This window comes from Bradyrhizobium sp. HKCCYLRH3073, assembly GCF_051167995.1.
Classification (GTDB): Bacteria; Pseudomonadota; Alphaproteobacteria; order Rhizobiales; family Xanthobacteraceae; genus Bradyrhizobium.
Genome location: NZ_JBNPUD010000014.1, coordinates 111,260 through 131,217, shown reverse-complemented (window position 1 = coordinate 131,217; position 19,958 = coordinate 111,260). Strand labels below are relative to the sequence as shown.

Here is a 19,958-nt window from a genome sequence, read left to right as displayed (position 1 = left end):
GCTTCCCCCTAGCCCTCCTTCGAGACGCCGGCCTCCGGCGGCTCCTCAGGACGAGGTCTGAATGTGTGGCACCTCTCCTTCAAGGCGCCTCGCCGTCACTCCTGATGGTGAGAAGCGCCGCGCCACCGGTCGCGCCATCGTCAACAGCCGGCCTGACGGCGCGTCTCGAACCATGAGGCCCCGATCTCATGACCGCAGCGCATTCGCCCACACCCGTTCGAGCTGCACAATCGCATCGGGCAACGGCAGCGCCGACAGCGCATCATCACCGCCGCTGATAAGGCCGAACTCGCGCAACCTGATCAGCGCCTCATCGATATTGAACGCCCGACCCAGCCCGAACATCTGCTGCAGCAACTCCTCGACATGACTGCCCAATGCAGCCCGCGAGAGCGGCACCGACGCCAGCAGCAGGCCGCCATAGGCCAGCACGGCCTCCTTCCAGTCCTGGTCCTCGGCCTCGCCGATCAGGTAGTTGAAGATGCCGGAATTGTTGTTGACGTTACGGAAGTAGATGTTGTCGGTGACCTGCTTCTGATGGATCAGCGACCGGCGATGGAAGTTGCCCCATTGCCTGAGAATGAAGGCGCCGAGCGCGAACAGGCCCGACAGCGCCGCCAGCGCCTGCTCGGTATCGTTGTCGTGCACGGTGCCGCTGAGGCCGAGATAGAAGCCGGCGACGATGAACAGCACGGTGAGCGTCGAGGCCAGCTTGAGCAGAATGGGCACGCCGCCGACCAGCGCCGGCACGCCCAGCGTCAGTTGCTCGCGCAGCCCCATGACGACACGGACGTTCGGCAGCAGCGCCTCGAGATCGAAGCGCGCGATGTGACGGAAATATTTGAACAGCACCGCCCCGCCGCGGATCTTGTTGCGGCCGCGCCAGGCGGCAGTCTTGCGCTTCGTCCGGGTCGGCTCGTCGGGCCTGGTCGCGACCATCAGGATGATGTCGTCATAGACCTCGATCTCATGCTTGCGCCGGCGCAGCCCATACAACATGGGGACCTCGATCGTCTCCTGATGCTGGCCGCGCCGGAACATGCGGACGGCGCGGTAGTCCGAGATCGACGCCTTCAGCTTGACCCTGACAAGCGCATGCTCGGCAAACGCGCGCTCGATCTCGGCATGGCTGATCTCGATGAAATTGGCCTCGCCGAGCACCTGCACGACTTCGTCGGCGAGGCTGCGATAGGCCGCGTCGAGCTCCTCGGGCGATCGATGGCGCCCGACCGGCACTTCGGGATCGAAGTCGAAATAGGCGTCGCGCAGGCGATCGAGCTCGTCGAAATACTCGTGATGCAGGATGGCACCGAGCATCTGGGCGAGCCGGCGCAGGTCGGCCGATTGCGTGTCGTCCAGTCCACCGTGCGAAATCACGGCGTCGAGGACCTCGGACTTGCGTATCGGAATGAACCGGTCCCGCCGGCTCGTCGTCTCCCCTGGTCCAACCACGCGTGTCACGCCCGACTTGCCACGTTCTCAACAGCCGATCCCGCTGCTGCTGCCGGGCGGCTCCCCCGTAACATAGCGAGCTCAGCCGACTTGCGCTACTCGCCGGGGACCGGATTGCGCGCGCTCCTCAGTGACGCAAGACGATGCCCGTATGCATAACGCCAAGTCGACGGCGGTTGCTGTTCTCGCGCTCGTCATGCCCGGGCTTGACCCGGGCATCCATGCACTTGGCGAAGAGATGGATGGCCGGGCCTTCGCCGCGCCGAAGCGGCTACGGCCGCGCAGGCGGGTCAAGCCCGGCCATGACGAAGCGAGGTTTGGACACGCACATCATCTTCATGGTCTAGAGTGGGCTGACAGAGAGGGAGAACCCGATGACCGGCGCCCCAGAGATCAAGTCCGCCTTCAACGCCATTCGCGCCATCGACTATACGATCATCCTCGTCCGCGATTGGACGGCGATGCGCGGCTTCTATGAGAACGTGCTGGGCTTCCCGATCGCGCGCGAGCTGTCGCAGGGCTGGATCGAATACCGGATCGGCGCCAATACATTGGCGCTGGCGCAACCGAAGCGGCTCGCATCGGACCAGCTGACGCCCCGAGGCGCCGCCTCGCTGCAGCTCGCGTTCAAGGTGGGCCGTAACGATGTCGACCGCTGCGCGGCAGAATTGACCAGCAAGGGCGTCGCTCTCATGGAGCCGCCGACGGACCAGCCCTTCGGGCACCGGACCCTGTTCTTCAGGGACCCGGACGGCAATCTGCTCGAAGTGTACGCGGAGATCTAACAGCTGATATCTAAGGCTTGGCGGCCGCGCTAGGCGGCCGCCGGTTGTATCCGGGGATTGAGCACGTACTCCTTCAGCACCTTGTCGGTGGCGGCATCGACTTCGACCAGCGACACGTCGTAGCTCCAGAGATCGGCGAGATGCTGCAGCACGCGCTTGGTGTCGGTCTCGTTGAGCTGGGCGCCCTTGACCACCGTATGCCGCAGCATCAGGCGGCGATCGCCGGCGAGATCGACATCGACCACCTCGATGTTGGGGTCGATGTAGCCGACGTCGTACTGCTTGGACAGCTCGCGGCGGATGCGGCGATAGCCGCGCTCGTCATGGATGGCATCGACGAGAATGCCGGCGCGCTCGGCCGGATCGTCATGCAGGTGGAACAGTCTGAGCTGCCGGATCAGGTTGGGGCTGAGGAACTGGCTGATGAAGCTCTCGTCGCGATAGTTCGCCCAGACGTCACGCAGCACCGCCATTTCGTCGCCGGTGCCGGCGATGTCCGGAAACCATTCGCGATCCTCGTCGGTCGGATCCTTCACGATGCGCTCGATGTCCTGCATCATCGCAAAGCCAAGGGCATAGGGGTTGAAGCCGGAGTAGCGCGGATCGTCGAACTCCGGCTGGAACACGACATTGGTGTGCGACTGCAGGAACTCCAGGAAATTGCCGTCGGTGAGTCGTCCTTCCTGGTGCAGACGGTTCATGATGCGATAATGCACGTAGGTCGCCGTGCCCTCGTTCATGACCTTGGTCTGGCCCTGCGGATAGAAATACTGCGCGATGTGGCGGACGATGCGCAGCAGCTCGCGCTGCCAGGGCGCCAGCCGCGGCGCGGTCTTCTCCAGGAAATAAAGCAGGTTCTCCTGCGGCAGGCCGAGCAGCGCGCGGCGCCGCTCGACGTTCAGCATCGCATTGGTCTTGACCGGGCCGGTCGGCACCGTGCGCCAGAGATCGTTGAACTGGCCCTCCTCATAGAGCCTGCGCTTGCCGGCGCGCTTCTCCTCCTCGCGGAAGTCGAGCTTCTTCTTGCCGGGATAGCGGTCGACGCCATGCGACATCAGCGCGTGGGCGGCATCGAGCGTATGCTCGACCGCGAGCCGGCCATAACGTTCCTCGCATTGCGCGATGTAGCCGCGGGCGAAGTCGAGATAGTCGAGGATGCCGTCGGCATCGGTCCACTGCTTGAACAGGTAGTTGTTCTTGAAGAAGTGATTGTGACCGAACGCGGCATGTGCGATCACCAGGGTCTGCATCGTCGCCGTGTTCTCCTCCATCAGATAGGAGATGCAGGGCGAGGAGTTGATCACGATCTCATAGGCGAGGCCCATCAGCCCTTTGCGGTACGAGGCCTCGTGATAGGCGAAGTGCTTGCCGAACGACCAGTGCTTGTAGAACAGGGGCATGCCGACCGAGGAATAGGCGTCGAGCATCTGCTCGGCCGTGATCACCTCGATCTGGTTGGGATAGGTGTCGAGCCCGAGCTCCTTGTGCGCCACCCTCTCGCAGGTATCGTGAATGCGCTGCAAGGTGAGGAAATTCCAGTCGGCGCCCTCGAACAGCAGTCCGCTCATGACGCCGCCCTCTCCTGCGTGGTGCCGCGACGCTGAAACAGGTCGTGGAACACCGGGAAGATCTCGCTCCGGTCGCGCACCTTGCGCATCGACAGCGGCTCGCCATTGGCGCGCAGCCGCTCATACAGCGACCACAGCGCGGAGTCCGGCATCTCGAACGAATAGGTGCCGGACTCGCCGACCTCGAGATAGGCGAAGAACTGCGACACCGGCAGGATGTTGTCGGTCAGGAGCCGCGCGACATTCTCGGAATCCGAGGTGGCGTTGTCGCCGTCGGAGGCCTGCGCCGCGTAGATGTTCCAGTCCGAGGGCCGAAAGCGCGAGCGGACGATGTCGTGCATGCATTGCAGCGCGCTCGACACCAGGGTGCCGCCGGATGCCGGTCCGTAGAAGAAGGTCTGCTCGTCGACCTCCTCGGCACGATCGGTATGGCGGATGAACACGATCTCGACATGGCGGTAGCGCCGGGTCAGGAACACGTAGAGCAGCATGTAGAACCGCTTGGCGAGGTCCTTCATGTGCTCTGACATCGAGCCGGACACGTCCATCAGGCAGAACATCACGGCCTGCGCGATCGGCTTCGGCACCGCTTCGAAGCGGCGGTAGCGGATGTCGATCGGATCGATGAAGGGGATGCGCTTGGCCTTGGCCTTCAGCGCCTCGAGCTCGGCCAGCAGCGCGGCGCGCTTGTCGTCGTCGGTCTCCTGCTCCAGCTGGGCTTCGAGCTCGGCAATCGCCTCCGGCCGCGGCCGGCGCAGCGCGACGCGGCGGGCCAAGGCGCGGGTGACGGTGCGGCTGATCGAGATATTGGCCGGCGAACCCGACGTCGAATAGCCCGCGCGCACCAACCCTTCGCTCTCGGCCTCGGCGAATTTGCGCTTGGCGAGATCGGGCAGCTCGAGATCGTCGAGGAACAGGTTGACGAACTCCTCCTTGCTCAGCACGAAGCGGAAGGCATCCTCGCTGTCGCCCTGCCCCGGCGCCGACTTGCGGCCGCTGCCGTCGCCGGAGCGCGGCAGGATATCGCCCTCGACGAACTTCTTGTTGCCGGGCAGCACCATGTCGCGGGTGCCGCCCTCGCGGCGGAAGCGCGGCTCGTCCATGCCATCGAGCGGGATGGAGACCTCACCACCCTCGAGCACGTCCTTGATGTCGCGGTCCTGCGACGTCTTCTTCACGGCTCCTTGAACCAACGCCTTGGCTCGGCGCAAAAATCGCTGACGGTTTTCGAGACTTTTGCCGCCCGGATTCAGGCGCCGATCAATGATATGCATGACCACGTTTCCATACGCCTCCTGCTGCAGCGGTTTCGACTCCTGCTCTCCCCCGCCGCGATGCCGCGGTGCAGTATCAGACCCGATACCGGACCCGCATCATTCGCTGCCCGACGCGTCCCATCAAAGTTCAGCGTCGAACGTTCCGCTCGCCTCGTTGTCCCGGCGCCAACATCCGCCGATGGCCTGCAGCACATGCAGTGAACATCGGCGCCGGACCGCGATCAACCTGCCTGCTTCACCCGCATGTACCACTCGACCAGCCGGCGGACCTGCCGCTCGGTGTAGCCGCGTTCGACCATGCGCGCGACGAAGTCGTCGTGCTTCTTCTCGGTCTCGCCGTCCTTCTTGGTCCCGAACGAGATCACCGGAAGCAGATCCTCGACCTGCGAGAATATCCTCTTTTCGATGACCTCGCGGATCTTTTCGTAGGAGGTCCAGGACGGATTTTTTCCGCCGTTCTGGGCCCGGGAGCGCAGCGAGAACTTGACAACCTCGTTGCGGAAGTCCTTCGGGTTGGCGATCCCGGCCGGCTTCTCGATCTTGGTCAGCTCCTGGTTCAACAGCTCGCGATTGAGCAGCTGTCCCGTATCGGGATCCTTGAAGTCCTGATCCTCGATCCAGGCGTCGGCGTAGTCGACGTAGCGGTCGAACAGGTTCTGGCCGTAATCGGAGTAGGATTCCAGATACGCCTTCTGGATCTCGTGGCCGATGAACTCGGCGTAGCGCGGCGCGAGGTCCGCCTTGATGAATTCGAGGTAGCGCTTCTCGACCTCCTCGGGCAGTTGCTCGCGCTTGATCGACTGCTCCAGCACATACATCAAGTGCACGGCATCGGCAGACACTTCCGACGTGTCGTGATTGTAGGTCGCGGCCAGGACCTTGAAGGCAAAGCGGGTGGAAATGCCGTCCATGCCCTCGTCGACGCCGGCGGCGTCGCGATATTCCTGCACGCTGCGCGCCTTCGGATCGGACTCCTTCAGGCTCTCGCCGTCATAGACCCGCATCTTGGCGTACAAGGTCGAGTTCTCGTGCTTGCGCAGGCGCGACATCACCGAAAAACGAGCCAGCGTGTCCAAGGTCGCCGGCGCGCAGGGCGCGGTGGCGAGCTCGGAGCCCTGGATCAGCTTCTCGTAGATCTTGCGCTCCTCGGTGACGCGCAGGCAGTACGGCACCTTGATGACGCAGATGCGGTCGATGAAGGCCTCGTTGTTCTTGTTGGTCTTGAAGCTCTGCCACTCCGCCTCGTTGGAATGGGCGAGGATCACGCCATTATAGGGGATCGCGCCGATGTTCTCGGTGCCGATATAGTTGCCCTCCTGCGTCGCCGTCAGCAGCGGATGCAGCATCTTGATCGGCGCCTTGAACATCTCGACGAATTCGAGGATGCCCTGGTTGGCGCGGTTGAGGCCGCCCGAATAGGAGTAGGCGTCGGGATCGTTCTGGGCGTAGGTTTCGAGCTTGCGGATGTCGACCTTGCCGACCAGCGAGGAGATGTCCTGGTTGTTCTCGTCGCCCGGTTCGGTCTTGGCGATCGCGATCTGCCGCAGCCGCGACGGCTGGATCTTGGCGACGCGGAACTGCGAGATGTCGCCGCCGAAGGCTTCGAGTCGCTTGTAGCACCACGGGCTCATCAAACCGGATAGACGGCGGCGCGGAATGCCGTATTTCTCCTCGAGCATCGGGCCCAGCGTGTCGGGATCGAACAGGCCGAGCGGCGATTCGAAGACCGGGCTCAGCTCATCACCGGCCTTGAGCACGTAGATCGGATGAGCTTCCATCAACTGCTTCAGCCGTTCGGCGAGCGACGACTTGCCGCCGCCGACCGGTCCGAGCAGATAGAGGATCTGCTTGCGCTCTTCGAGACCTTGCGCGGCGTGGCGGAAGAAGCCGACGATGCGCTCGATCGTGTCTTCCATGCCATAGAAGCCGGCGAACGCGGGATACAGCCGAACCGTCCGGTTCAAAAAAATACGGCCAAGGCGTGGGTCCTTGGCCGTGTCGATCATCTGAGGCTCACCGATCGCAGCTAGTAGTCGTTCAGCGGCGTTCGCGTATCGCATCGGGTCGGTTCGACACGATTCTAGATATTCCTGCATCGACATGTCGGTCTGGCTGCGTGCCTCGAACGACCTTGCGAACGCGTTGAACAACGAATCGTTGTACATGATCCCTCTCCACGTAGGTTCCGCCGCACTGCTGCAACGGGCCGAGATCTAAGTACGTTCCTGCTGATCCCGAACCGACTCAGAGTGAAGCGCGCTAGCCCCCATTGGGCACCGTCTTCGTCCTTTTCCGCAACGCAAAGTGCATGCAGCATATGCCCTATCAACATGCACTTCGCTCAATAGTTCGGCAAAAGCCGGCCGACTCTCCCCATTTGTACCTCATTGTCTCTGCTTCGCAACATCCGCAATACCCCGGCACCGTAGTCTTCCTGCGCCGCACAAGGTGTTGTGAAGCCACGTGAACTGGTGGCGTGACAGCTCCGCAATCAGTCTCCCTTCCGGAAGTGAACCGCGAGTGAACGCCAATCGTCGCGCATCTGCGCCGGGCAGCGAATGTCTCATTCGTGGCGCGACGTGATGCGCGCCAGCCACGGCTGGTCAAACAGACACAGCCAAGCTGCAAGCGCGTCGGCCGGCGCTCATACGATGTCATCATGACCCGGCGAGCGATGAACGCGCGCATCTCACAGCGCCATCCGCACACATGTTCACCGCTAGAACCGAATGTCGTGACGCAACGCACCGCCGAAGCCGGACGGATCACTCGATGCTGATCATTGCCATGATCAGGGTGCGGCTCGCCACCGAATGTCTGCAAGCAGAAAGCATCATGGGTTATCCGCCAATCACGAGGCGCAGCCGAGGCGACAATCGCAACACGCTCGCCTTGATCTGTGACGTGAGGCACCATTACCCAGAACACATGTGGCCCCTTTCCAGCATTGCAAGGCGGAGAAGGTTTGATCGGCGGCATTTGCTCGCCCACGATGGGAGACCTCCGGCGCGGGAGCCGCATAGACCGACGCGAGCCGAACACCGGCCGCGCTTGGCGGGCCTTTCCCCCGCCTTGGTCGAACGGCCGGCCGCAGGCTTCAGACTGCCTGCTTCAGAGTGCCTGCTTCAGAGTGCCTGCAAGTCTCCCGCCGAGCGCACGCCGCCGGCACGTCGCACCCGGTACGAAGCTCTTGGGATTCCAGAGGGATCAATCCATTATGAATGGCGTTCTCCTGTGGGCTGGCGCATAGTTGTTCATGTGAGGTCCACGATCTGGCAGGCCGCCAGGCGGGAACCCGAAAAAGCAAGCCGACGCACATAGATAGGCATCATGAATCCGGTCAAAGCTCTCGAAGAACACGGCCAGGCCGTCTGGCTCGATTTCCTCGCACGCGGCTTCGTCGCCAGGGGCGACCTCAAGCGGCTGATCGATGAGGATGGCGTCAAGGGCGTCACCTCGAATCCCGCGATTTTCGAGAAGGCGATTGGCAGCTCCGATGAATATGACGCGCCGATCGCCGCGGCGCTGAAGAACGGCGATCGATCGCCGACGCAGCTGTTCGAGGCCGTCGCCGTCGAGGACATCCAGAATGCCGCCGACGTGTTGCGGCCCGTCTACGACCGCTTCGATGGCAATGACGGCTTCGTCAGCCTCGAAGTCTCGCCCTATCTGGCGATGGACAGCAAAGCGACCATCACCGAGGCAGAGCAGCTCTGGAAGGCGGTCGACCGCAGGAATCTGATGATCAAGGTGCCGGCGACCGACGCCTGCCTGCCGGCCATCCAGCACCTGATCGCCAAGGGCATCAGCGTCAACATCACCTTGCTGTTTTCGCAAGAAGTCTACCGGCAGGTCGCCGAAGCCTACATTGCCGGCCTCGAAGCCTATGTCGCCGCCGGCGGTGATCCGTCGCATGTTGCCAGCGTGGCGTCGTTCTTCGTCAGCCGCATCGACAGCGTGGTCGACAAGCAGCTCGACGCGAAGATCGCCCAGGCCAACGATCCCTCGGAGAAGGAGCGGCTGGCCGCGCTCAAGGGCAGGATCGCCATCGCCAACGCCAAGATGGCGTATCAGGACTACAAGCGGCTGTTCGCCGGCGCGCGCTGGGAGCGGCTGGCCGCGCACGGCGCCAAGCCGCAACGACTGCTCTGGGCCTCCACCGGCACCAAGAACAAGGATTACCGCGACGTCCTCTATGTCGAGGAGCTGATCGGACCGAACACCGTCAACACCGTGCCGCCGGCCACGCTGGATGCCTTCCGCGATCACGGAGAGGTGCGCGACAGTCTGGAGGAAGACGTCGACGCCGCCCGGGCCGCCCTGGAGGATCTGGCGAAGACCGGCATATCCCTCGACGACATCACCGCGGATCTCGTGGTCGACGGCGTCAAGCAGTTCGCGGACGCCGCCGACAAGCTCTACGGCGCGGTTGCGCACAAGCGCGCCGTCGTGCTGGGAGCAGGACTTGGGCAGCAGACGATCGCCATTGCTGCTGATCTGGAGAAGAAGGTCGCCTCCGCTACCGAGGACTGGCGCAAGGACGCCAGGATCCGCCGGCTCTGGCACAAGGATGCAACGGTCTGGACCGGCCATGACGAGCACAAATGGCTGGGCTGGCTCGCCAGCGCTGACAAGGCCGATATCGCCGACTACGAAGACTACGCCCAGCGCGTGAAGGGACAGAAATTCTCTGATGCTGTGGTGCTGGGCATGGGCGGCTCCAGCCTCGGACCGGAGGTGCTGGCCGAGACGTTCCCGCGCAAGGCCGGCTTCCCCAGGCTGCACGTGCTGGACTCCACCGATCCGGCGCAGGTGCGCGCGATGGAGAAGGCGATCGACATCGCCAGGACCGTGTTCATCGTCTCCTCGAAGTCGGGCGGCACCACCGAGCCGAACGCGATGAAGGACTATTTCTTCGCGCGCGTGTCCGAGGCGATCGGGCCGAACAAGGCCGGCCATCGCTTCATTGCCGTCACCGATCCCGGCTCGTCGCTGGAGAAGGCGGCCAAGGCGCAAGGCTTCGCCCGCATCTTCCACGGCGAGACGACCATCGGCGGCCGCTATTCGGTGCTGTCGCCGTTCGGCCTGGTGCCGGCCGCCACCGCGGGCATCGACGTGCGCAAGCTGATCACGCAGGCGCTGTCGATGGTGCGCTCCTGCGGGCCCGACGTGCCGCCGCTCCAGAACCCGGGCGTGCAGCTCGGTCTGGCAATGGGTCTTGCCGGCCTCGAAGGCCGCGACAAGGTGACGATCTTCGCCTCGCCCAAGATCGCCGATTTCGGCGCCTGGGCCGAGCAGTTGATCGCGGAGTCCACGGGCAAGGAGGGGAAGGGCCTGGTCCCGATCGAGGGCGAACCGGTGGCGTCGCCTGAGCTTTATGGCAGCGACCGCTTCTTCATCGATATCAAGGTCGACGGCGACGACGTGACCGGCCATGATGCGAAGCTCGCCGCGCTCGAGGAGGCCGGCCATCCGGTCGTGCGCATCGTCATGACGTCGATCGACCAGCTCGGGCAGGAATTCTTCCGCTTCGAGATGGCGACCGCCGTCGCCGGCGCCGTGCTCGGCATCAACCCGTTCGACCAGCCCGACGTCGAAGCCGCCAAGATCAAGACCCGCGAGCTGACGGCGGCGTTCGAGCAGAGCGGCGCGCTGCCGGCGGAGCAGCCGGTTGCATCGATCAAGGGCTGCGAGCTCTACACCGATGCTCAGAACGCCGAGAGCCTGCGCGAGCATGGCGCCGACGGCACGCTCGCGTCCTGGCTGAAGGCGCATCTCGGCCGCGCCGGCGCCGGCGACTACATCGCCCTGCTCGGCTATGTCGACCGCAACGCCGGCAATATCGACACGCTACAGCGGATCCGGCTGAGGCTGCGCGATGCCAAGCACCTCGCCACCTGCGCCGAGTTCGGTCCGCGCTTCCTGCACTCGACCGGCCAGGCCTACAAGGGCGGTCCGGACAGCGGCGTGTTTCTCCAGATCACGGCTGACGACGCCGAGGATCTGCCCATCCCCGGGCAGAAGGCGAGCTTCGGCGTGATCAAGGCGGCGCAGGCGCGCGGCGATTTCGACGTGCTCACCGAGCGCGGGCGCCGGGCTCTTCGGGTCCATCTCAAGGGCAATCTGAAATCGGGCCTGAAGATGCTCGACAGCGCGATCAGTGAAGCGCTGAGCTAGGAAGGGCGTCGTCGATGCAATTGGGAATGATCGGTCTCGGGCGGATGGGCGGCAACATCGTGCGCCGCCTGATGCGCGCGGGACACGCCTGCGTGGTCTATGATCGCGACGCAAAGGCGGTCGCTGCGCTGGTCTCCGAGGGTGCGGTGGGCGCCGCGAGCCTTGAGGAATTCGTCGGCAAGCTCGCTCCCCCGCGGCACGCCTGGATCATGCTGCCGGCCGGCAAGATCACGGAAGCCACCGTCGAGCAGCTCACCAAGCTGATGAGCCAAGACGACGTCGTCATCGACGGCGGCAACAGTTTCTGGCAGGACGACGTCCGCCGCGGCAAGGCGCTGAGGGAGCGCGGTCTGCACTATGTCGACGTCGGCACCTCCGGCGGAGTCTGGGGCCTTGACCGGGGCTACTGCATGATGATCGGCGGCGACAAGCCGGTCGTCGACCGGCTCGATCCGATCTTCGCGACGCTGGCGCCAGGCATCGGCGACATCCCGCGCACACCGGGCCGGGACGGCCGCGACCCGCGCGTCGAGCAGGGCTACATCCATGCCGGGCCGACTGGCGCCGGCCACTTCGTCAAGATGATCCACAACGGCATCGAATATGGCCTGATGCAGGCCTATGCCGAGGGCTTCGACATCCTCAGGAACGCGAACAGCGAGGCGCTGCCCGAGGCACATCGCTTCGACTTCGATCTCGCTGACGTCGCCGAGGTGTGGCGCCGCGGCAGCGTCATTCCGTCCTGGCTGCTCGACCTCACCGCCAGCGCGCTGGCGCGGCAGCCCGGCCTGGAGAAATATTCCGGCTATGTCGAGGATTCCGGCGAAGGCCGCTGGACCGTGAACGCGGCGATCGACGAGGCCGTGCCGGCCGAGGTGCTGACGGCCGCTTTGTTCGCGCGTTTCCGCTCGCGCCAGGAGCACACCTTCGCTGAGAAGATTCTCTCGGCGATGCGCGAAGGCTTTGGTGGGCACAAGGAGCCCGAACAGCACCCAGATCCGGCGCGCCAGAGCGCGCCTGGGATCGTCAAGCCCAGGGACGACCGCGCGTGACCCCGCTGTATCCGCACCAGCCGCGACATCAGAAGCCCGACGCCTGCGCCTTCGTGATCTTCGGTGTGACCGGCGATCTGACCCATCGGCTCGTCTTGCCATCGCTCTACAATCTCGCGGCCAATCATCTGCTGCCGGACCGGTTCTGCATCGTCGGCATCGCCCGCAAGGGCATGTCGAGCGAGCAACTGCGCGACAATCTCATGGAGGGCCTGCGCAAATACGCCACACGCCCAATCGAGGACGAGATCGCGCAGCGCCTGCTGCAATGCGTGACCGCGATCGAGGCCGATCCGAAGGAGCCGGACAGCTTCGATCAATTGAAGGAGCGACTGGAAAAGCTCGAGGCCGCGCGCGAGACCCACGGCAACCGGCTGTTCTACCTGGCGACGCCGCCGAGCGCCTTTGCGCCGATCGCGCAACAGCTCGGGCGCGTCGGGCTGCTTCGCGAGGACGGCAAGGCCTGGCGCCGCCTCGTGGTGGAGAAGCCGTTCGGCACCGATCTCGCCTCGGCCAAGAAACTGAACGACACGCTGCTGCAGCTCGTAACCGAGCACCAGATCTACCGGATCGATCATTACCTCGGCAAGGAGACGGTGCAGAACATCCTGGTGCTGCGCTTCGCCAACGGCATGTTCGAGCCGATCTGGAACAGGCATCACATCGACCACGTTCAGATCACCGTCGAGGAGAAGCTCGGCGTCGGCACGCGCGGCAGCTTCTACGACGCGACCGGCGCGCTGCGCGACATGGTCCCCAACCATCTCTTCCAGTTGCTCTCGCTGGTGGCGATGGAGCCGCCGGCGCGGTTCGATGCGCATACCGTCCGCTCCGAGAAGGCGGAGGTGCTGTCGGCGATCCAGCCATTGAGCGAACGGGAGGCGCTGCTCAACTCGGTGCGCGGCCAGTACACGGCCGGCATGATTGGCGACGCCGAGCTGCCGGATTATGTGAGGAGCAAGGACGTTCGCCCCGACAGCACCACCGAGACCTACGCGGCCTTCAAGCTCACCATCGATAATTGGCGCTGGGCCGGCGTACCGTTTTATCTGCGCACCGGCAAGGCGCTCGGCGCCAAGCGCACCGAGGTCGCGATCAAGTTCCGCCAGGCGCCGTTCGCGATGTTCAGCTGCACCCCGATCGAGACCCTGGCCGAGAACTATCTCGTCATCGGCATCGAGCCGACCCAGAGCATCACCTTGCAGTTCAACACCAAGATCCCGGGGCCGACCATCCGCACCGACGGCGTGCAGATGAAGTTCAACTACAAGGACTATTTCCAGGCCGAGCCCGCCACCGGCTACGAGACGCTGATCTATGACTGCATGATCGGCGACAACATCCTGTTTCAGCGCGCCGACAGCGTCGAGGCCGGCTGGAAGGCCGTCGAGCCATTCATCGAGGCCTGGAAGAAGGCCGGCCGCGATGGCCTGCATTCCTACGCGGCCGGCAGCGAGGGACCTGAGGCGGCGGCCGATCTGCTGGCCCGCGACGGCCGCAGCTGGCGCAAGCTGGTTTAGCCGTGGTCGGACCGCAGGACTGCAACCTCGTGCGCGTCGCCGACCGGGCGACGATGGCGAGGGTCGCGGCCGAACATCTCCTGGCCCGGATCGATGCCAATCCGGCGACGATAGCCGTTTGCCTCACCGGGGGATCGAGCCCGAAGCAGCTCTATCAGCTGCTGGCGACGGACGCGTATCGCGAGCGGATTCCCTGGACGCGCGTGCACTGGTTCATCGGTGACGAACGATATGTTCCGCCCGGCGATCCCCTGCACAACATGACCATGGCGTGCCACGCGTTCCTCGATGCCTGCGCGCCGGCCGCCAACATCCACCCGATCGCGACCGATAGATCGGACCCGGAGGCCAGTGCCTGCGACTATCAGCGCGCGCTGGAAGCGTTCTACGGCGCCGCGCGGCTCGACTCTGCGCGGCCGCTGTTCGACCTCGTGCTGCTCGGAATCGGTTCCGACGGCCATGTCGCGTCGCTATTCCCCGGCTTTCCCGCTGTTGATATCGCCGATCGCTGGGTTGTCGGCGTCGACAAGGCTCACGTCGCACCCTTCGTGCCGCGGATCAGCCTGACCTTGCCTGCGCTCGCCTCCTGCCGAACCATGCTGTTCGAGGTCGCCGGCGCCGACAAGCGCGCGATCATGACGCGCGTGCTGGCCGGCGAAGACCTGCCCGCCAATCGCGCCCGCTCGATTCGGGAGACGATCCTGCTGATCGACAGCGAGGCCTGGCCGGAGAGGCAAAGTGGCGACATCTGACCTGCCCCATGCGCTCATTATCATGGGCGTCTCCGGCTCCGGCAAGAGCACGATCGGGCAAGCATTGGGCCAACGCCTCGGCTGGCGCTTCGAGGATGGCGACAGCTTTCACCCGCCCGCGAACGTCGCCAAGATGAGCGCGGGCCACCCGCTCACCGACGAGGATCGCTGGCCCTGGCTGCATGCCATTGCCACGGAGATCGCCCAATGCCGCAGCGCGGGCCAGCACATCATCATCGCCTGCTCGGCGCTCAAGAAGGCCTATCGCGATATCCTGGTCGGCGGCCGCGACGATGTCCGCATGGTCTATCTCCAAGGCACTCAGGAGCTGATCGGCGAGCGGATGAAGCATCGCGCCGGGCACTTCATGCCGCCGGGCCTGCTCACCAGCCAGTTCGCCACCCTGGAACCGCCTGGCGCCCCCGAGCATCCCATCACGGTCTCGGTCGACGCGCCGGTCGCGGCGATCGTGGACGACATCCTGCAACAGCTTCACAGCGGTCAGGGACGAGCCTGACCGCAAACAGGAAGGGCTCATGACCCGCATCGCTCTCGTCGTATCCGACGTCGACGGCACGCTGCTGACCAAGGACAAGGTTCTGACCGAACGGGCCGCGAAGGCGGCGCGGCGGCTGCACGAATCCGGCGTTGGCTTCACGCTCACCTCGAGCCGCCCCGCGATCGGAATGCGCTTTCTGATCGAGCCGCTGCAGATCAGCCTTCCGGTGGGGCCGTTCAACGGCAGCTCAATCGTCGACGCCGCCATGCGCCCGCTCGAGCAGAGCCTGATCCCGCCCGCGGCCGCCGCACGCTGCGTCGACCTGCTGCATCAAGCCGGCGTCGACATCTGGGTCTTCACCAACGACGCCTGGGTGACGCGCAATCCGGACGGTGAGTACGTCCCGAACGAGCGGCGCGCGATACGCGCGGAGCCGACGATCGTCGGCGATTTCTCGCCCTATCTGGCGAACGCCTGCAAGATCGTCGGCGCGAGCAGCGATTTCGCGCTGCTGGCGGGCTGCGAGAGCCAGATGCAGCAGGCATTGGGCGCGGAAGCGACAGCGGTGCGCTCGCAGAGCTACTATCTCGACATCACTCCGCCCGGACATGACAAGGGCACCTTCGTCAGCGCGATGGCTCAGCGGCTCGGTATCCCGCTCGACCAAGTCGCGACCATCGGCGACATGCACAATGATGTCGCGATGTTCGAGGTGAGCGGATTGTCGATCGCCATGGGCAATGCCAGTGACGAGGTGAAGAGCAAAGCCAAGCGCATCACCACGTCCAATCAGGACGAAGGCTTTGCCAATGCCATGGAGATGATCCTGGCGGAAAACGCGCAAGGCTGATCCGCAAGCTGACGTGCGGGAGCTCAGGCCTCCGACCGCTGCCTTGCGGGTTTGTCGCTGGCCTTCCTGGCGCTGCTCAGATTCTGCGCCGTGTTGATCAGCGCGATATGCGTCAGCGCCTGGGGAAAATTGCCGGTCTGCCGCCGGGCCTCGCTGTCGTACTCCTCGGCCAGCAGTCCGACATCGTTGGCGATGTTCACCACGCGGCGGAACAGCGTCTCGGCCTTTTCCGTATCGCCCGCCAGGACATGGGCGTCGGCCAGCCACAGCGTGCAGGCAAGGAACGCGCCTTCGATCGGCTGCTGCTCGTCCGGAGGGACATCGCGCGGATCGTGCCGGAGCACGAAGCCGTCCCGTAGTAAATGCTGTTCGATCGCGTCCACCGTGCCGCGAATGCGCGAATCGGAGCTGGGGAGGAAGCCGACCGCCGGCAACAGCAGCAGGCTGGCATCGAGCAACCGCGAGCCATAGGACTCGACGAAGCTGCCGAGGCTTTCGTCATAACCCTTGGCGCAGACGTCGCGATGAATGGTCTCGCGCAGCCGCCGCCAGCGCTCCAGCGGCGCCTTGAACCCGAATTTCTCCGCGCTCTTGATCGCGCGATCGAACGCCACCCAGGTCATCACCTTGGAAAACACGTAGTGACGGCCGTCGCCGCGGCGTTCCCATATGCCGTGGTCGGGCTGGTCCCAGACGTCGGTGAGATGATCGAGCACCGCGCATTCCAGGTCCCATGTGCCGTCTTCCAGCTTGAGCCTGGTCATGCGGGCCTGGTGGAAGGCGTCCATCAGCTCGCCGTAGACGTCGAGCTGGAGCTGGGCGTGCGCGGCGTTGCCGATCCGCACCGGCCGGGCGCCTTCGTAGCCGGGCAGCCACTCGGCCTCCCACTCCATCAGCCGCCGCTGGCCCATGATGCCGTACATGATCTGCATATAGGCCGGTGCGCCGGCGGCGGCGCGCAGCAGCCAGTTGTGCCAGGCCAGCGCTTCCTCGGTGTAGCCCGAGTTCATCAGCGCGAGCAGCGTGAACGTCGCGTCACGCAGCCAGCAGAAACGATAGTCCCAGTTGCGCCGGCCGCCGAGCTTCTCCGGCAGCGACGTGGTCGGCGCCGCGACGATGCCGCCGGTCGGCGCATAGGTGAGCGCCTTCAGGGTGATCAGCGAGCGCATCACGAGTTCGCGGTGCTCGCCCTGATAGGTGCAGCGGCGCGACCAGTCGGCCCAGAAGGTCTCGGTGTCATCAAGCGCCTGAAGCGGATCGATCGCTTTGGGCACCGGTAGATGCGAGGGACCGTAGGTCAGCACGAACGGCACGGTGTCGCTGGCCGCGACCTCGAACTCCGCAACCGTGGTCATGTCCTCGCCGCGGGTGGCGATCGGCGTATGCAGCACCGCCATGTCCTGGCCGCAGATGGCAAGCAGCGCGGAGCGATCCTCGGAGCGCTTGACCCAGGGAATCTCGATGCCGAAGCCGAAACGGATGATCAGCTCCATCCGCATGGCGACCCGGCCGGCGACGCCGCGGACCAGCCGGACGACGTCGGAGGCGCTGCCCCGCGGCGGCATGAAATCGACCAGCTCGACGGTGCCGGTCGCGGTTTCGTACCGCGTCTCGAGGATGAGGCTGTCGCCACGATAGCGGCGGGACGTCGAGCGGATATCGCCGCGTGGCGCGATCAGCCAGCGGCCATGGCTGCGATCGCCCAGCAGGGAAGCGAAACAGGCGTCGGAATCGAACGCCGGCCAGCACAGCCAGTCGATCGAACCGTTTCGGCTTACGAGGGCAGCCGTCTCACAATCACCGATCAGCGCGTAGTCTTCGATCCTGCAGGACATTCGGCATCCGCGTGCAATTGCCCCCTCGATCCCCGCATTCTAAACGCCGGCCGGGCTGATCCGTTCGGCGGTCGCCGCCTTCAACGCCGCGACGCTGGTCGCACCCGTGATGTCCTCGAGCTTGACCGGCATCTTGCGGCGCCAGTTCGGATGCTCGTCGATCGTGCCGGGAATATTGGGCTGATCGACCACCTGCAGCAGATCCTCCAGGGAAATCACCAGCAGCCGCGACCGTGTCCGCGACAGGAAGGCGATCGCCGAGTGGACGTCGTTGGCCTGAATGCCGTTGTGGCGCAGCACCTCGTCCCACAGCCCCAAGGCGTCCCAGCGATCCTGGTCGCTTTCGCCGGGATCGATGCCCAGCCCGCGTTTGGTCTTGAGATCGCCGAACGAGCGCCAGCCGGCATAGGTCGAGAGGTCGTGGGTGTTCAGCGTCACCAGCGCATTCGGCGGATAGAAGTCAACGTCGCGAAAGCGGCCGTTGTCGTCGCGTTCGAAGATCATCACCTTGTAGGACCACAGTCCCCAATCGGCCATCTGCTCGCGAAAGCCTTCAGGCACGGTGCCGAGATCCTCGCCGATGACGATGCAGTCGTTGGCCACGCTCTCGATGACGGTCGCGGCGAGCAGCGCATCGAACGGCATCTGCACATACGCGCCCTGCTTGGCCGGAAATCCGTGCGGCACCAGATAGAGCCGCTTCAAACCGAGCACGTGATCGAGCCGGATCGCGCCGGCATGGCGCATCGACGCCCTGATCATCTCCCGGAACGGCTCGAAATTCCTCAGCGCCAGCCCCGGCGCGTTGAAGCCGGCCAATCCCCAGTTCTGCCCGACCGTGTTCAACGGATCGGGCGGCGCTCCGACCGACAGCGTGCGCGAGATGGCGCCCTGCTCGTTCCAGGCATCGAAGCCGTCGGATTGAACGCCGACTGCGACGTCGAGATACAAGCCGACCTTCATTCCCAGCCGATGCGCGAGATCCCGGCAATGGCGCAATTGTCGCTCGGCGAGCCACTGCACATAGGCGATGAACTCGGCCTCCCTCCGGTCGGGGCCGCTGAGCAGCGCCGCGCAGCGCGCGGCATCGGGCCGCCGCCACTCCTCAGGCCAGTCCCACCAGGGCTTCTGGAAGCGATGCCGCAACACCTCGAAGCAGGAGAAGCGCGCCAGCAGCTCGCCGCGCTCGGCCCGATAGGCCTTGAACTCCGCAGCGGCCGCGGCGTCGGGCGCGGCCATGAAGGCGTCGAAGGCGGCGCGCAGGGTCGGCCATTTCAACGCCGCCACACCCTTGTAGTCCACCAGCTCGGCTTGTCGCAGCGGCTCCAGCACCTTGCTGCCGGGCCCCTTCGCAAAGCCCGGCGCCTGCTCCACATCGACATAGAGCGCATTCAGGAACAGCCGGCTGTTCGGTGCATAGGGACTGAAGTCACCCGGCCGGTCGTCGAACAACGCGTGCAGCGGATTGAGCCCGACACCATCGGCGCCGAGCTTGGCGCAAAGCGTGATGAGATTGGCAAGGTCGGTGAAGTCGCCCATGCCCCAGTTGCGGGCCGAGCGGATGCCATAGAGTTGGACCGCCAGCAGCCAGACGCGGTCGAAATCGCCGGCGAAGGCCTTCGCCGGCGCGACCAGCAGCGGCAGCTCCTCGCGGTAGGATGACGCATCCACCAGCTCGAGGCGGTAGCTGCCGACCGGCAGATCACCCGGCCACTCGACCAGGGCCTCGCCGGCGTCTCCCTTTGCGATCTCGGTGTCGCCACGCCTGATGGTCCACCTGACCGGCAGCTTCGCCGCCTCGTTCAGGCGGCTTCGCGCCGGCTGGCCGGACCGAATCACGATCGCACCGCTCAGCAGCCGGTGCGGCGTGGGCCTGGGAAAGGCCTCCACGATGATCTTGAGTGCCGCTTCGTCGGTGACGCGACGCTGCCCCTGACCATCGTAGAATTCTGTCAGGATTCCGAGACTATGGGCTTCGCTGTAGAGATCCATTCGGCACGCGATCTGGACGTAACGGCAAGTCGTACGTCGTAAAATTGTTGTGGGACAGCAAGAGGATAAGCCTCTAACGCCGCGCCAAGGCCGTCGTTCCCCGGGGAACAAAACGAGCCTTGCCGCTTTGTAAGGGGGTCGTCTCGGTTTCTAGCGAACCGGGACGCCGTTTTCTTGTCAATGGCATCACCGTGAACAA

At 64.8% G+C, this 19,958-nt stretch carries 13 protein-coding genes; 7 read left to right on the top strand and 6 right to left on the bottom strand.

The features are described from left to right. Positions 1-186: 186 nt before the first annotated feature. Positions 187-1,452: a TMEM143 family protein gene (locus ACQR1X_RS27070; protein WP_316178439.1), complete on the bottom strand. Its 1,266-nt coding sequence runs from the start codon at positions 1,450-1,452 to the stop codon at positions 187-189. Positions 1,453-1,826: 374 nt separating this feature from the next. Between ACQR1X_RS27070 and ACQR1X_RS27065 the strand changes: the two genes are divergently transcribed. Beyond that, entirely contained in the window at positions 1,827-2,237 is a 411-nt protein-coding gene (locus tag ACQR1X_RS27065) for a VOC family protein (protein ID WP_434899980.1), read from the top strand. Positions 2,238-2,266: 29 nt separating this feature from the next. On the opposite strand, the gene ACQR1X_RS27060 is transcribed toward ACQR1X_RS27065, so the two are convergent. The 3 genes from ACQR1X_RS27060 to ACQR1X_RS27050 all read right to left on the bottom strand — a co-directional run bounded on the left by ACQR1X_RS27060 (position 2,267) and on the right by ACQR1X_RS27050 (position 7,247). Continuing rightward, positions 2,267-3,805 carry a SpoVR family protein gene (locus tag ACQR1X_RS27060; RefSeq protein ID WP_315805439.1) on the bottom strand — a complete coding sequence of 513 codons (1,539 nt, stop codon included), beginning with the start codon at positions 3,803-3,805 and terminating at the stop codon, positions 2,267-2,269. Beyond that, positions 3,802-5,079 (bottom strand): YeaH/YhbH family protein, encoded by a 1,278-nt coding sequence (locus ACQR1X_RS27055; RefSeq protein WP_315805438.1) that lies wholly within the window; start codon positions 5,077-5,079, stop codon positions 3,802-3,804. The genes ACQR1X_RS27060 and ACQR1X_RS27055 overlap by 4 nt, the downstream gene beginning before the upstream one ends. 224 nt (positions 5,080-5,303) lie before the next feature. Continuing rightward, positions 5,304-7,247 carry a PrkA family serine protein kinase gene (locus tag ACQR1X_RS27050; RefSeq protein ID WP_316177748.1) on the bottom strand — a complete coding sequence of 648 codons (1,944 nt, stop codon included), beginning with the start codon at positions 7,245-7,247 and terminating at the stop codon, positions 5,304-5,306. A gap of 1,165 nt (positions 7,248-8,412) precedes the next feature. Between ACQR1X_RS27050 and ACQR1X_RS27045 the strand changes: the two genes are divergently transcribed. From ACQR1X_RS27045 to ACQR1X_RS27020, 6 genes are read left to right on the top strand one after another with little or no spacing between them, the layout of a single operon-like run. Continuing rightward, complete coding sequence (locus ACQR1X_RS27045) at positions 8,413-11,259, top strand: bifunctional transaldolase/phosoglucose isomerase (protein ID WP_434899979.1); 2,847 nt, start codon at positions 8,413-8,415, stop codon at positions 11,257-11,259. A gap of 14 nt (positions 11,260-11,273) precedes the next feature. After that, a complete protein-coding gene (gnd, locus tag ACQR1X_RS27040; RefSeq protein ID WP_316217657.1) occupies positions 11,274-12,311 on the top strand; it encodes a phosphogluconate dehydrogenase (NAD(+)-dependent, decarboxylating) in 1,038 nt (345 codons plus the stop codon). Continuing rightward, on the top strand, positions 12,308-13,831 hold the full coding sequence (gene zwf / locus ACQR1X_RS27035; protein ID WP_434899978.1) for a glucose-6-phosphate dehydrogenase: 1,524 nt from the start codon (positions 12,308-12,310) through the stop codon (positions 13,829-13,831). The genes gnd and zwf overlap by 4 nt, the downstream gene beginning before the upstream one ends. 2 nt (positions 13,832-13,833) lie before the next feature. After that, positions 13,834-14,583: a 6-phosphogluconolactonase gene (pgl, locus tag ACQR1X_RS27030; RefSeq protein ID WP_316177740.1), complete on the top strand. Its 750-nt coding sequence runs from the start codon at positions 13,834-13,836 to the stop codon at positions 14,581-14,583. Further along, a complete protein-coding gene (locus ACQR1X_RS27025; RefSeq protein WP_316217658.1) occupies positions 14,570-15,100 on the top strand; it encodes a gluconokinase in 531 nt (176 codons plus the stop codon). The genes pgl and ACQR1X_RS27025 overlap by 14 nt, the downstream gene beginning before the upstream one ends. A gap of 19 nt (positions 15,101-15,119) precedes the next feature. Continuing rightward, positions 15,120-15,932: an HAD family hydrolase gene (locus ACQR1X_RS27020; RefSeq protein WP_316239230.1), complete on the top strand. Its 813-nt coding sequence runs from the start codon at positions 15,120-15,122 to the stop codon at positions 15,930-15,932. Positions 15,933-15,955: 23 nt separating this feature from the next. On the opposite strand, the gene ACQR1X_RS27015 is transcribed toward ACQR1X_RS27020, so the two are convergent. Beyond that, a complete protein-coding gene (locus ACQR1X_RS27015) occupies positions 15,956-17,767 on the bottom strand; it encodes a glycoside hydrolase family 15 protein (protein WP_434899977.1) in 1,812 nt (603 codons plus the stop codon). Positions 17,768-17,806: 39 nt separating this feature from the next. Continuing rightward, positions 17,807-19,759 carry a 4-alpha-glucanotransferase gene (gene malQ / locus ACQR1X_RS27010; protein ID WP_434899976.1) on the bottom strand — a complete coding sequence of 651 codons (1,953 nt, stop codon included), beginning with the start codon at positions 19,757-19,759 and terminating at the stop codon, positions 17,807-17,809. Positions 19,760-19,958: the final 199 nt, after the last annotated feature.

Bases quoted from the DNA above. Each gene is read 5' to 3' on its own strand.
- ACQR1X_RS27055 (WP_315805438.1), bottom strand. From the start codon at position 5,079: ATGCATATCATTGATCGGCGCCTGAATCCGGGCGGCAAAAGTCTCGAA.
- gnd (WP_316217657.1), top strand. From the start codon at position 11,274: ATGCAATTGGGAATGATCGGTCTCGGGCGGATGGGCGGCAACATCGTG.
- ACQR1X_RS27060 (WP_315805439.1), bottom strand. From the start codon at position 3,805: ATGAGCGGACTGCTGTTCGAGGGCGCCGACTGGAATTTCCTCACCTTG.
- ACQR1X_RS27050 (WP_316177748.1), bottom strand. From the start codon at position 7,247: ATGTACAACGATTCGTTGTTCAACGCGTTCGCAAGGTCGTTCGAGGCA.
- ACQR1X_RS27065 (WP_434899980.1), top strand. From the start codon at position 1,827: ATGACCGGCGCCCCAGAGATCAAGTCCGCCTTCAACGCCATTCGCGCC.
- ACQR1X_RS27045 (WP_434899979.1), top strand. From the start codon at position 8,413: ATGAATCCGGTCAAAGCTCTCGAAGAACACGGCCAGGCCGTCTGGCTC.
- ACQR1X_RS27020 (WP_316239230.1), top strand. From the start codon at position 15,120: ATGACCCGCATCGCTCTCGTCGTATCCGACGTCGACGGCACGCTGCTG.
- ACQR1X_RS27015 (WP_434899977.1), bottom strand. From the start codon at position 17,767: ATGTCCTGCAGGATCGAAGACTACGCGCTGATCGGTGATTGTGAGACG.
- malQ (WP_434899976.1), bottom strand. From the start codon at position 19,759: ATGGATCTCTACAGCGAAGCCCATAGTCTCGGAATCCTGACAGAATTC.